The sequence below is a fragment of the Lysinibacillus sp. FSL K6-1151 genome (assembly GCF_038630755.1).
Classification (GTDB): Bacteria; Bacillota; Bacilli; order Bacillales_A; family Planococcaceae; genus Lysinibacillus; species Lysinibacillus fusiformis_D.
On the sequence record NZ_CP152040.1, the window covers coordinates 787712 to 801968 of the forward strand.

The window sequence follows — 14257 nt, forward strand, 5'->3', positions numbered from 1 at the left end:
GAATTACAATGAAAAAAATACGAATTGGTGTAATTGGAGCCGGTTTAAGAGGGGGCTTAGCACAATACTGGCATAAACCTACTGGAGAATCAGAAATAGTAGCATTAGCTGATATCTCTCAAGAACGTTTAGAAAAATTTCAGGAAAAATTCGATACACCATTATTTTTAACAAAGGATTATAAGGAATTATTAACAAGAGATGATATCGACGCAATTGCGGTTTTATCACCAGATTATCTGCATGAAGAACATATTATTACTTGCTTAAGTGCAGGCAAGCATGTATATGCTGAAAAACCATTAGCCATTACTGTGGAAGGGTGCGATCGAATATTAGATGCATGGAAAAAGTCAGGAAAGCATCTAATGGTTGGCTTTAATATGCGTTATATGAGTATGTATCAAACGATGAAAGGCTTAATTGACTCAGGAGCTATTGGAGAATTAAAGGCTATATGGGTACGTCATTTTGTTGGATTCGGCGGTTACTTCTACTACCACGATTGGCATGGTAATTCAAAAAATACAACATCTCTGCTACTTCAAAAAGGCTCACATGATTTAGATGTCATTCATTGGATTTCTGGGAAATATGCAACGAAAGTCTCTGCATTTGGTAGCTTAGATTATTATGGTGGAAATCAGCCAAATACGTTAACGTGTCCGACATGTGACCAGAAAAAAACTTGTCCAGAATATGTTGAACATACATTTACGGAATGTGCATTCCGTGAAGAAATTGATGTAGAGGATAATAATATGGTCATTATGGAATTGGAAGGTGGCATAAAAGCTTCTTACTTACAATGTCACTTCACACCAGACTATTCACGAAATTATACATTCATAGGTACGAAAGGGCGTATCGAAAATGATGATATCAATAATAAAATTTATTTAAAAACACGAAAATCAAATTCTTGGGAAGAACTTAGTGATGTTGTTTACGAAATGAAGCCTGAGGAAGGAAGCCATGGTGGGGCTGATCCAAAAATTGCCCAAGATTTTGTAGAACTCATTCTCTACAATAAAGAACCTTTAACAACGCCATTTGCAGGACGAATGAGTGTTGCGGTGGGCTGCGCAGCAACAGAGTCTATTCGTAACGGAGGCAAGGTTATGGAGATCATACAGGAATCTACCATTCTGCAACATTGATAAATTGGGGGTGTAATTATGACGCTTTTAGATAAAACAACTGTTGAGGACAAAACATCTAAAACACAACGTTTTTTCAAAAAGCAATCAAAAGTAAAGAAAAATCACTTGGTAGAGTGGAAAAAATCTATCAAAAAAAATTGGGAGCTTTATTTATTACTAGCTCCTGTCATACTTTACTTTTTGGTTTTTCATTACTATCCACTATATGGGGTGCAAATTGCCTTTAAGGATTTCATTGCTACAAAGGGAATTATGGGAAGTCCGTGGGTAGGGTTTAAGCATTTCGAACGTTTTTTTGATAGTTATTATTTTTGGCGCTTAATAAAAAATACGATAGGGATTGGTGTATTCACTTTACTTATATCTTTCCCAATACCAATCATTATTGCATTGCTATTAAATGAAGTGAAAAGTCTTCGTTTAAAAAAATTTGTACAGACAGTTATTTATGCCCCACATTTTCTATCAACAGTAGTCGTTGTGGGTATGCTGTTACTATTCTTAAAGTCTGATGGGATGATTAATCAAATAATTTTGTTATTTGGGGGTACACCAATTGATTTTATTTCAGAACCAGCATGGTTTAAATCAATATACGTACTATCTGATGTTTGGCAAACGATGGGATGGAGCTCCATCATATATATTGCCGCTTTAGCAGCCGTAGATCCAGCACAGCATGAGGCGGCAATGATAGATGGGGCATCAAAATTCCAAAGAATTATTCATATTAATATTCCTGCGATTATGCCGACTATTGTCATTTTATTTATCTTAAATGTAGGATCTGTCATGGCAATTGGATTTGAGAAGGTATTTTTAATGCAAAATGATTTAAATATGTCGGCATCGGATGTTATATCAACTTTCGTTTATCGTAGCGGGATTTTAGAAGCGCAATATAGCTTTTCAGCAGCTGTTGGCTTATTCAACTCTATCATTAATTTTATCCTCCTTATTATGGTTAATAAAATAGCTAAAAAAGTGAGTGATACAAGTTTATGGTAAAGGAGAGATTGACATGAAAGAATCAAAGGGCGATCGTGCGTTTACACTCTTTAATTATATTTTTTTAACAATTGTAGCAGTTGTTGTTTTGTATCCACTTATTTTTGTTTTAAGTGCTTCCCTTAGTAATCCGGAGTACGTAATCTCGGGGGATATATGGCTATGGCCAAAGGAATTTACGGTGGAGGCCTACCAAAAGGTATTCCAAAATCCAGATATTATGAATGGATTTATCAACACTTTGAAATACACATTCTTTGGAACATTACTAAATATCGTGATGACAATTTGTGCAGCCTACCCTCTTTCTCGTAGACATTTAAAAGGAAAAGGCTTTATTATGGCATTTATGGTTTTCACCATGTTTTTCAGTGGAGGACTAATTCCTACATATTTATTAATTCGTGATTTGGGCATGATTAATACTTTTTGGGTCATGATTATTCCGAACGCGGTAGCTGTATGGAATATCATTATTATGCGGACATTTTTCCAGTCCATTCCATATGAGCTAGAGGAATCTGCCATGATTGATGGCGCAGGGAACTTCCGTATTTTGTGGAGTATTGTTCTACCACTATCATTACCAGTTATGGCAGTCATGGTTTTATTTTACGCTGTAGGACATTGGAACTCTTATTTCCAAGCATTGATTTACTTGCAAGACCAAGATAAGTTTCCACTACAACTTATTCTGAGGCAAATATTAATTCAAGGACAAGCTGACGATATGATTAAAGCGACGTCAGAAAGCTTTTTAGCTCAAAAACTTAGCGTTGAAGGGTTAAAGTACGCAGTTTTAATCGTTGCTAACCTACCAATGTTAATGCTTTATCCATTCTTACAAAGATATTTTGTAAAAGGTGTCATGATTGGTTCATTAAAAGGTTAAAGAATAGGGGCGATTTTAAATGAAAGTGAAAAAAAAGCGTGTTTACGGTTTAGTAACAAGCCTGATGTTAGCTGCAAGTTTGCTAGGAGCATGTTCAGATAATAAAGATAATGGTGGAGAAAAAAGCGGTAATCTAGATCATTTGAATGCAACGGATATGCCTATTACAAAAGAGAAAATTGAAGTAGACGGTTTTGCAGCAAAGTTTTTTGCATCACAAGATTGGAACAATCTAATGTTATGGGAAGAATACGAGAAAATGTCTAACATCCATATTAATTGGACAACTGTTCAGACTGAAGTATTAGCGGACAAAAAGAACTTACTTTTAGCTGCTGGAAATTATCCAGAAATATTTTTTGCATCAGCATTTTCAAAAACTGATTTAATCAAGTATGGACAACAAGGTGTATTCTTACCGTTGAATGATTATATTGATCAATATGCTCCAAATTTTAAAAAACTATTAGAAGAATATCCATCTGTAAAACAAGGTGTGACGATGGCAGATGGCAATATTTATGGCTTCCCAACAATTTACGATCCGAAGTTTTCATCACTTCGCGTCGGAGCTCCATGGATTAACCAGAAATGGCTTGATAATCTAGGTTTACAATCACCTGAAACAACAGAAGACTTGTATAACGTGCTGAAAGCATTTAAAGAGAATGATCCTAATGGCAATGGTTTACAAGATGAACAAGGCTGGGGAACTGGCTATGGTATTGAACAAATTATTTCTTATTTAAGAGGTTCATTTGGCTTGAACAAACAAGGAACGATGAATCTGAATTTAGACTTTAAAAAAGGAACTGAAGAATTCCGTTTCGTGCCAACGACAGACGAATATAAACAATTACTTGAGTTTTTAAATAAACTTTACAAAGAAGGTTTAATCAATAAAGATGTATTTACGACAGAGCCTCAGAAATTTGCGGCAGAAGCAGCTAAAGGGACGTTTGGTATGCTTAGTGAAGTAGACCCGAAAGAGTTATATAAAATAGATGGTTATACTGGTGCACAAGTTTTAGAAGGACCGAATGGGGATAGACAATTTACTGCGATGACTAATGGTCTTGGTAATTTAGGCATGTTTGTTTTAACAGATAAAGCGAAAAATCCTGAAGCGATGGTTCGTTGGATTGATCATTTATATGGTGATGAAGGAGCTAAAATGTTCTTTATGGGCTTTGAAGGTGTCACTTATGAAGAAAATGCGGATGGTACTATTCAATATGTAGAAAATATTACGAATAACCCAGATGGCAAAAACTTAGATCAAGCGATAAGTGATTATTTAACATGGCCAGGCGGCTATTACCCTGGGATTGTAACGAAAAAGTACTTCCAAGGTGCAGAGGCTAAGGAAAATTCTATTAACAATGCTAACCAAGTAATGCCATATGCATTGAAAGATGATGAAATTATTCCAGGATTGAATTACACAGTAGAAGAAAATGATCGAGTGTCAGCCGTTTTAACAGACATTCAAACGTATGTAAATGAAATGACGGCAAGTTTTATTACAGGTAAAGAAAGCTTCGATAAATGGAATGATTATAAGAAAACAATTGAGAAGATGGGCTTACAAGAATATTTGGAAGTAGCACAAGGGGCATATGACCGATCAAAATAATTAGATTTAGATTTCCTTCAAGCTTAATAAGAAGGAGAAGGTCACATAAGCTAAATAGTCACTTTTGATTCCAAGCTTATGTGACCCTCATTCTATAAACCTTCTTTCTAATGACGTGTCTAGTTAGAGAAACCAACTCTTCACACTTAAAATGAAGCATGCACGATATATAGTTGTATGTGAATCGTAGGGAGGTAATGTACTTGGAATTTGAAGGGTGGAAAAGTAAATTATACTGGATTGTAGAGTGGATCACATTGTTAGCAGTGCTACAGATATTATGGACAGGCTTAACTTTGCTTGGACTTGTTTTATTTGGACTATCCCCAGCAACTGTTGCAATGTTTACTACTTTACGTAAAAGATTACTAGGAGAAGATGACTTAAAAAGATTAGTAAAAATATATTGGAATACATATAAAGTCGAATTTATTCCATCTAATAAAATAGGTATTATCTTACTGGGTTTAGGCTACTTTTTAATCATTAATTTTCAGATTATTATAACATTTAATGGCATACTTGGTTTACTTTTGCTAACAATGTTCATCACAATTAGTATGCTATTCGGTATTATTCTAGTGAATATATTTCAACTATATGCCCATTATAATTTACCATCATTACGTTACTTTGCTGCTTCCATCATATTTAGTATTGCGTATCCATTACAGATGATTAGCAGCATTATAGGGCTTGCCATACTATATAAAATTTATAGTTGGATTCCTGGCTTATTACCATTCTTCGGTGTTAGCTTAACTGCATTATTTTTAACTTGGATGTCATCTCATATATTTAAGAAAGAAATTGAAGCAGAGGAACAAACGAATCTACCACAGTATTCTGGTGGAGGGATAACCTCATGAATAAAATATGGATTATTAATGCTAATATCGTTTTGGAAAATCAAATTTTAAATAACGGATTTCTAGAAATGTCGGGAGGGAAAATTACAGTAATTGATCAAATGGATAATTGTCCTTCACTAGCTTCGATAGAGAATGTAATAGACTGTCAGCTAAAAGGTTATATAATCCCTGGAATGATCGATATCCATGTACATGGTGCTTTAGGACATGATTTTATGGATGCTGATCAAATTTGTTATTCGAAAATGGCGAAGTATTTAGCTAGTGAAGGCATAACAGCTTTTTTAGCAACAACGATGACAGCTCCTATGTCAGAGATTGAAGCTACTATTGAGGAACTTTCTTCTTATTATAAAAACCAACCTACAGCAGTAGCTGAAATGTTAGGAATTCATTTAGAAGGTCCATTTATTAATGGGGCAAAAAAAGGAGCCCAACCAGAAGAGTATATCTTAAAGCCAAACGTTCAACAATTTAATGATTTATACGATAAGTCTCAACAATCCATTCGTCTTGTCACATTTGCACCTGAGGAAGATAGCAATTTCGAATTACTAAAAGAATTGACTAGTAAGGGAATTATTGCATCTATTGGTCATTCTGACGCTGACTATCATACGGCAATCCATGCATTAAAAGCTGGTATCACTCATGCAACACATCTATTTAATGGTATGAGTGGACTTCATCATCGTGATCCAGGTGTTGTTGGAGCAGTGCTTTTAGCTGAAGATGTGTATGTTGAGGTAATTCCAGATAATATTCATTTCCATAAAGATTTACTACCAATGGTTTACAAAATGACGGGCTTACATCGTTTATTAGTCATTACAGATGGTATACGTGCAAAGGGGATGCCAGATGGTATGTATAGTTTAGGTGGAAATGAAGTAGAAGTAATCAATAATCAATGTATTCAACGTAAAACAGGATCCTTAGCTGGAAGTGTGTTGAATATGAATACAGCAAGGAAAAACATAGAAGAGTGGCTTACACTTTCAATCGTTGAACAAATGCGTCTTGTTTCTTTGAATCAAGCAGTACATTTAGGGTTCGATAAGCGAAAAGGGTCTATTGCACTAGGAAAAGATGCAGATGTTGTTTGGTTGAATGAAGAAGGAGAAGTGGAGAAAACTTTTTGCTTAGGGAATCTTGCCTTTGAGAAGGGTTGATATATCAATAGGCATCTTTTTATATAGATGGTATATTGATTACAAAACCTAGAGAAGGAAGGAAAAAAGATGCATTTGTTAGATCAATCCAGTGTAATCCCATTGTATCACCAATTGAAACAAATATTATTTGCAAAAATACAATCAGGTGAATGGAAGCCAGGAGATAAAATTGACTCAGAAAACCAATTAATGGAAATGTTTCGAGTTAGTCGAAATACAGTAAAAAAGGCAATTGAGGAATTAGTAAAGGAAGAGAAATTATATCGTATACAAGGGAAAGGGACCTTCGTTTCGAAACCTAGACTTGAACAATCGCTTGGAGGATTTTATAGTTTTAGTCGCATGATTCAAGAAAAAGGTTTAAATCCAAGAGATGAAGTGCTAGAAATACAGAAGGTTTATCCCTCAACAAAGGTTAGGTCCAATTTAGCATTAGAGGAAAATGAGCAAGTAGTAGAAATGAAGCGTTTACGATTTGCAGATAATGAGCCTATTATTTTGGAATCATCATTTTTACCTTTAAGTATTATTAAGGATAGTGAAATATTAAAAGAAGTAACTACTTCCTCTTTATACAGCTTATTAGAACAACGGTTTAACATTATTGTTGTAAGGGCGCGAGAAGCTTTTGAACCAGTCCTTATTAATAAAGATGAAGCGCCTTTATTGAAAACAGATGCTGGAAAACCAGCTTTATTACTAGAACGAACTGCGTTTGATACTTCAGGAAAACCAGTTGAATTCTGTATTTCGATTGTAAGAGGGGATCGTTGCCGATTTTATACAGAATTAAACTAATTGAGTAATTCCCTCTATTTTTTTACGTTATAGATTATACCAACAACCCATTGAGGGAGGAATTCTATTATGCCATTAGTGACAACTAAAGTTATGTTAGAAGATGCTTATAAAAATAATTATGCAATCGGTGCTTTTGGAGCACATAATTTGGAAATTATAAAAGCAGTAATTGCTGGTGCAGAAAAAGTAGGTGCACCTGTCATTTTGCAGACAACTTCAAGCACTTATAAATATGTTGAGATGCCTTATATGATTGCACTTGCAAAAACAGCAGCTGAACAGGCAAAAGTACCGGTGGCATTACATCTGGATCATGGTGAATCTTATAAGATTGTTATGGAATGTTTACGGGCAGGCTATACCTCTGTGATGATTGATGGTTCCTCCTTACCTTTTGAGGAAAATATCTTATTAGTAAAAAAAGTAGTAGAAGCTGCAAATGCGTTAAATGTGCCTGTTGAAGCAGAGCTTGGGACAATTGGTGGTGTCGAAGATCGTTTAAGTGTCCATGAGGATAATGCATTCTTTACTGAACCCAAGCAGGCTGAACATTTTGTAAAGGTTACAGGAATCCAGTCATTTGCTCCAGCTTTTGGTACAGCGCATGGTAAGTATAAACAAAAGCCAAAATTACAATTTGATCTTTTACAAGAAATTCATTGTTCTACAAATGTGCCCTTAGTCATGCACGGAGCATCTGGAGTGCCAGAAGAGGATGTGCGTAAATCTTTGAATTATGGCATTGCAAAAGTGAATTTTTCTACTGAGCTGAAGGATTTATTTGCTGAGCAATTAAGAGCTTATTTTAAGGATAATCCAACTGAAAATGATCCAAGAAAGTATTTCCTTCCAGCACGTGAATCTTTAATTAAGTTAGTAGAGCAAAAGATTGGGATGTTACAAAAATGATTACTACATTAACCTTAAACGCAGCCATTGACCAAGTATATGAGGTAGGTTCTTTAATGGTTGGTCAAACCAATCGTGTATCGCAGAAGTCACAACAAGGTGGAGGGAAAGGTGTTAATGTAGCTCGTGTTATCGTGGCACTTGGTGGCGATGTAATTATTGGCGGTTTCGTTGGTGGATTAAATGGTAGTAGAATAACGGAACTTTTACGTGAAGAAAATTTACAAACAGAGTTCATACAAATACAGGAAGAAAACCGAATTTGTTTAACCGTTATTAATCAGCAAAAGAAGGAAATGACAGAGCTTTTAGAGACAGGACCAACCATTTATGAATATGAATGGAATAAAATGTTAAATTGGATTGAGGCACAAGCCGAATATGCTAGCTATTTTGTGTTGTCAGGAAGCCTACCTAAAGGTATCCCAAAAACGGCCTATGCGGAGATTATTCATAGATTAAAGCAAAAAGGGATTCGAGTTGCACTTGATACAAGTGGTGATGCGTTGAAACATGGTATTAAGGCAATACCCTCTATCATTAAACCTAATGAGGATGAAATGACTCAATTGATTGGTAAGCCAGTTCTAGCTCAGAAAGACTTAGTTCAAGCTGGTGTAAAATTACAAGAATTAGGGATTGAACATGTGTGTTTTTCATTGGGCGAGCAAGGGGCTTTATTCGTTAATTCGTTAGGGGTTTACAAAGTGAATGCACCACGGATAAATGTTGTCAATACAGTTGGCAGTGGTGATGCCTTTTTAGGTGGACTTATTTATAAGCTCTCACAGGGTGCAGACCCTACAGAGGCATATAAATGGGCTGTTGCATGTGGCTCAGCGAATGCAGAAAATAAAGAGATTGCAAAAGTACAAAAAGCGACTGTTGAAAGTCTCTTAGCCGAGATACAAATAACTAAAATTAAAGAGAAGTAGGGATTTGTTTATGTACACTTACAATGAGATTATGGCACAAGGACAAAAGTTAGAAAAAACAAAAGACATTGTTCAATCAATTGCATTCAATAAAAGTGCTGTAGATGTCGTTCTTTTCACGGGGTGTGGAACATCATTTTATTTAGCGATTGCTGCAGCACGTTATTATCAAGCTGTAACTGGAGAGTTTGCTATTGCTGTACCAGCATCTGAGTTGTTTTTACACACAGAAACGTATATTTTAAAAAATAAAAAGTATCTTATCATTGGCATTTCACGTTCGGGGACAACTTCGGAAATCATTATGTCTTTAGAACATTTGAATGATGCGGAAAATATACGTACTATGGCAGTGACATGTAATGGGGACACACCTATGGCTAAATTAACTGATGAATTGATTGCTTTAAATGATATATCAGAAAAAAGTGTGGTAATGACTCAATCATTTTCTAATATGCTATATGCTCTCCAATTATATGCAGCGAAAATTAGTGGACGAACGGATATGATGAAACAGTTAGAGAAAATTCCTAGACTTGTTCATTCGGCATTAGGCAATGGAAAGCAATTAACACAGGTGACAGAAGATGTCTCAAAAAAGCGTTTTATCTTTTTAGGGTCTGGTGCTTATAATGGGTTGGCTAAAGAAGCGACATTAAAGCTAAAGGAAATGACGCAAACGGAATGTGAAAGTTACTCCAATTTAGAATTCCGTCACGGCCCTATCTCTATTGTCGATAAGGAAACGGTTGTTATTTTATTTACACAAAATGAAACGAAGGAATATGATCACGCATTAGTGAAAGATATTCAAAAGCTGGGAGGTTTCGTTGTTGTCATCGGTATAGCTTCAGAAGAATTAGAAGCAGATTTAATTCTCAAGTTATCAGAAGAAGTAGATGATTTAAATCGACTTGTTGAAGCTATTCCTTATTTCCAACTATTGGCTTATCAAAATGCAATATTTAAAGGTTGTGATCCTGATAAGCCACGTAATTTAACGCAAGTCGTAAATCTTTCATAACATAAGCAGATGCAATGAAGAATAGACATATATATAACCTTTACTTTCTGAGAATTGCGAATTCGAGTAGATCATGTGGCGAAAACTGGTGGTGGAAAGATGCGTTATATTTTAGTAGCAGATGTTGGCGGAACAAAATTAGCAACGGCTTTATTCAATCAACAGCAACAGTTGTTAATCAAAAAAGAGGTACCAAGTGATGTTACAAATAGAGAAACTTTATTCCATTGTTTAATTAATAGTTTTGAAAAGCTATGTATAGAGCAAGAAGTCTCTATTAATGAGATCTCTAAGGTATGTATTGGTGTACCTGGTATTGTGGATGTTCAAAAAGGTCTAGCAGTTTATCAAAATAATATACCGTGGAGTAACTTTCCGATTTCTGAGCGTTTAATTGAATTTTTTCCATATGCACAAATATTGATGGATAACGATGTTAACATGGCAACCTGGGGAGAATACAATGCTAGAGGGTTCTGCAAAGAAGTGATGGTATATGTAACATTAAGCACCGGATTATCTTGTTGTACAGTTGTAAATGGCGAATTTATAAGAGGAACAGGATTAGCTGGTGAAATAGGTTTTAATATCGTTGGTAATGATGGAGAAACATTGGAAGAAAGTGTGTCAGGACCTGCTATAGAAAAGTTAGGAAGAGCGTTACTGGGGAATTCGGAAATTCGATTAAAAGATATGATGGAGCTCTATTACAAGGGAGACCTCATCATGGATAAGCTTTTGCAGCAATTAATCTACTGCATGGAAAAACAATTGCATCAAATGATTTTGATGCTTGACCCACATTGCATAGTGTTAGGTGGCGGCTTTTTTAATCACCATCCGAAAATCATAGAGCAGATTAAAGAGGTGATTCAGCAACGTTTGTTAAACACACCTTTTGAAGGGAAAGAGCAAATTATAGGCAGTAGTATTCGTAAAGGTGAGGCGGGACTGTACGGTGCAGCAATGAAATAAAAAGAGCAATCGTTTTTATACTTAATATTATAAATCTCTACTCCAAAATAGCGGTACCGTTAGGAAAATAGGGATTTACATCGATAAAAAAAATCCAACTTCCTTATAGATTCTATTGAGAAATTTTTGACATGAAATGTTTCATTTCTACAAGACGAAGGTAATAGTTGAAAACCTCATATAAAATAGTTGAGATAGCTTAGTGGCGAAATGACAGTGTATTTTTCCATCTAGCTATCTTTTTTGGTTATTTTGCTTTGTTTTATATAAAGTAATAGCAAAATAACATCCACCAAGTAAAATACGATTGTTGGATGCAGAAACACTGATGATCTTCTAAAATCTAATCAGATCAGTGAAGTTGGTTGAATCTAAAGTCAATCAATAATCGAGTATGGACTATGAGTGGGAGGTAAAAAAAGCGGGAAACAGACTCTTTGCCTGAATCCCTTTCTATGAGGATTAATATTTGCAGTACTTTTTGCTTCTAACGAATGCGTTTCTCTGTTTCTAAGTCAAAGAAATGTGCCCGAGACATATCAAATTGTAGGTGTGCAACTTGGCCTTGTGTAATTTTTGTATCAGAGTTAACACGTGCAATATAAGGCTGTCCATTTAACTGGGCATGTAACATCAGCTCAGCACCTGTTAATTCTGATACTTCAATATTTGCCTCGATGGACGAGAAGAAAGGCTCAGAAATGACAGAAGAATTTTCATAAATATGCTCAGGACGAATGCCAAGAATCAGCTCTTTTTGTAAGTAGCCTTGGTCTAATAATAATTTTGATTTTTCTGCTGGAATAGTTAATGAAATAGGACCGATCTGAATTCCTTCTTCATGGAAAACCCCTTTAAAAAAGTTCATGGATGGAGAGCCTATAAAACCGCCAACAAATTTATTTTCAGGTAAGCCATATACTTCTTCAGGTGTACCAATTTGTTGAACAATACCGTCCTTCATGACAACAAGACGCGTTGCCATTGTCATTGCTTCAGTTTGGTCATGTGTTACATAAATTGTCGTTGTTTTTAAGCGCTGATGAAGCTTGGTAATTTCTGCACGCATTTGTACGCGTAGTTTTGCATCTAAATTGGACAAAGGCTCGTCCATTAAGAAAATATGTGCATCTCGGACGATTGCTCGACCAAGGGCAACCCGTTGTCTCTGACCACCCGATAAAGCTTTAGGCTTGCGATCCAAATATTTTTCTAAATCAAGAATGGCGGCTGCATTGTGGACACGTTCTTTAATTTGTTGTTTTGAAAATTTTCGAAGCTTTAAGCCAAATGCCATGTTGTCGTATACCGTCATATGAGGGTATAGTGCATAGTTTTGAAAAACCATCGCAATATCACGTTCCTTTGAAGGCACATCGTTCATTCTCTTGTTATCAATAAAAAAATCGCCTTCCGAGATTTCCTCTAAGCCAGCTATCATACGTAAGGTGGTTGATTTCCCACAACCTGATGGACCAACAAGTACAACAAACTCTCTATCCTGAACAGTTAGATTAAAATCAGATACAGCCGTTACACCGCCATCGTATATTTTATAAATATTATTAAGTATGATTTTCTCCATATTTAATCCCCTTTGTTCTTTTTTACAGTTTAAATAAAGTGAGGAAGAAAACCAATGTCTAAAATGCATAATGTTCAGTTAACTATTTTTGTGCATTTTGTAAAAATGACCAAAGATAACTAGCAAAGTAAACAAGTATTGCACCATCTAAATTTTTTATGTTAATATTTGTTATTTCCTGGAATTTTGATAAACGATAGGTTAATGTATTACGATGCATGTGCAACTTCTTAGATGTCAACGAAATATTTAAACCACATTCATAAAAAGTTTTAACAGTTTCAAGTAATTCTCTATCAGACTTTAAAGGTATAATAATTTGCTCTTCTAAAAATTTTAGAATAGAAGTAGGCAATTGTTGTGTTAGTAAAATAGGGAATATCGTTTGAAATGAATAATAAGGTTCAGCAAATCTTAAATGTAAACATTCCTTGAACCATTGTGCTTCTCTTTGGAATTTATATGGAAATTTCTTATCTATTTCATAAAATTCTCCAAGATATAATTGGATTCTGACATAAAAATCTGCTTCAATTGTACGAATAAGTGCAATAAAATCTTCTTTCTCATTCATAGAAAGACTCTTAGGTTCAATGAGTAAAAATTGATTTGTAGTAACTTGAATTAATATCGTATCTTCCTGAAAAAAATTATAAAGAGCTTCTTTTAAAGCCTCTAAAGGAGGGTTTTCATTTATAAAAGTAATTTGAATAACTCGAGCTTTATTAAAGGATAAATTGGATGGTATATCACCATTTGAATAGATAAATTCATACCAAGTATCCGATGCCTGAAATAGTGAAGAGGTAGCTTCAGTATAAAAAACAGTAAGCCATTGGTAGTCTCGCTGTGAAACCTCATGCTTTGAGATGGAAAACCATTCTTTTGTTTGGTGATGGTAGAAAATATAAGAGTCATATGATAGCTGAGTTGGCTTTGTTCGATAATAACGATATGAAGGAAACAATGCTTTGAGATTTAAGTTCATTAAATATTCCTCTTCTTTCGATATATAGTAAAAAATATAAAAAGCGCTAAATGAAAGTCATACAATTTTGTAAAAGACATAGGTTGGAAAAAAACAACGTTTATATAAGCATTTCAAAAGGGTTATAAAACTCCAAATATGTACAATCAAAAAATATGTGATATAAATTTTTCTCCTATTACTAGTAATAATAAATGCTAGGAAAAAAGTTAATAAGTAAAGCTTTGATTCATGGAGCATCACCTCAAAGGATTTATTTTTCATTTATCTATGTAGATAGAGTGCTTTATG

At 34.8% G+C, this 14257-nt stretch carries 13 protein-coding genes; 11 read left to right on the forward strand and 2 right to left on the reverse strand.

What is annotated here, in order from left to right; all coding sequences use genetic code 11:
* The first annotated feature begins 8 nt into the window (after positions 1 to 8).
* From MHI04_RS03640 to MHI04_RS03690, 11 genes are all read left to right on the forward strand, one after another.
* A complete protein-coding gene (locus tag MHI04_RS03640; RefSeq protein WP_271912430.1) occupies positions 9 to 1160 on the forward strand; it encodes a Gfo/Idh/MocA family oxidoreductase in 1152 nt (383 codons plus the stop codon).
* Between the two features lie 18 nt (positions 1161 to 1178).
* Positions 1179 to 2171 carry an ABC transporter permease subunit gene (locus MHI04_RS03645; RefSeq protein WP_342535346.1) on the forward strand — a complete coding sequence of 331 codons (993 nt, stop codon included), beginning with the start codon at positions 1179 to 1181 and terminating at the stop codon, positions 2169 to 2171.
* A 13-nt stretch (positions 2172 to 2184) separates the two neighbouring features.
* Entirely contained in the window at positions 2185 to 3063 is an 879-nt protein-coding gene (locus tag MHI04_RS03650) for a carbohydrate ABC transporter permease (RefSeq protein ID WP_036126512.1), read from the forward strand.
* 19 nt (positions 3064 to 3082) lie between these two features.
* Complete coding sequence (locus tag MHI04_RS03655) at positions 3083 to 4699, forward strand: extracellular solute-binding protein (protein ID WP_082673726.1); 1617 nt, start codon at positions 3083 to 3085, stop codon at positions 4697 to 4699.
* Between the two features lie 197 nt (positions 4700 to 4896).
* On the forward strand, positions 4897 to 5568 hold the full coding sequence (locus MHI04_RS03660) for a DUF624 domain-containing protein (protein WP_058844173.1): 672 nt from the start codon (positions 4897 to 4899) through the stop codon (positions 5566 to 5568).
* A complete protein-coding gene (gene nagA, locus MHI04_RS03665; RefSeq protein ID WP_342535347.1) occupies positions 5565 to 6743 on the forward strand; it encodes an N-acetylglucosamine-6-phosphate deacetylase in 1179 nt (392 codons plus the stop codon). Before MHI04_RS03660 ends, nagA begins: the two co-directional genes overlap by 4 nt.
* 69 nt (positions 6744 to 6812) lie before the next feature.
* Positions 6813 to 7544: a GntR family transcriptional regulator gene (locus tag MHI04_RS03670; protein ID WP_058844171.1), complete on the forward strand. Its 732-nt coding sequence runs from the start codon at positions 6813 to 6815 to the stop codon at positions 7542 to 7544.
* A gap of 69 nt (positions 7545 to 7613) precedes the next feature.
* Entirely contained in the window at positions 7614 to 8456 is an 843-nt protein-coding gene (locus tag MHI04_RS03675; RefSeq protein WP_342535348.1) for a class II fructose-bisphosphate aldolase, read from the forward strand.
* On the forward strand, positions 8453 to 9391 hold the full coding sequence (gene pfkB / locus MHI04_RS03680; RefSeq protein ID WP_342535349.1) for a 1-phosphofructokinase: 939 nt from the start codon (positions 8453 to 8455) through the stop codon (positions 9389 to 9391). Before MHI04_RS03675 ends, pfkB begins: the two co-directional genes overlap by 4 nt.
* Before the next feature lie 10 nt (positions 9392 to 9401).
* Positions 9402 to 10418: an SIS domain-containing protein gene (locus tag MHI04_RS03685; RefSeq protein WP_230593934.1), complete on the forward strand. Its 1017-nt coding sequence runs from the start codon at positions 9402 to 9404 to the stop codon at positions 10416 to 10418.
* Positions 10419 to 10517: 99 nt separating this feature from the next.
* Entirely contained in the window at positions 10518 to 11393 is an 876-nt protein-coding gene (locus MHI04_RS03690) for an ROK family protein (RefSeq protein ID WP_089931850.1), read from the forward strand.
* Positions 11394 to 11880: 487 nt separating this feature from the next.
* Here MHI04_RS03690 and ugpC read toward each other — a convergent pair whose 3' ends face one another.
* Together ugpC and MHI04_RS03700 are read right to left on the reverse strand one after the other, a co-directional pair.
* Complete coding sequence (ugpC, locus tag MHI04_RS03695; RefSeq protein WP_089931852.1) at positions 11881 to 12978, reverse strand: sn-glycerol-3-phosphate ABC transporter ATP-binding protein UgpC; 1098 nt, start codon at positions 12976 to 12978, stop codon at positions 11881 to 11883.
* An 82-nt stretch (positions 12979 to 13060) separates the two neighbouring features.
* Positions 13061 to 13966: a helix-turn-helix domain-containing protein gene (locus tag MHI04_RS03700; protein ID WP_036126495.1), complete on the reverse strand. Its 906-nt coding sequence runs from the start codon at positions 13964 to 13966 to the stop codon at positions 13061 to 13063.
* Positions 13967 to 14257 lie beyond the last annotated feature (291 nt).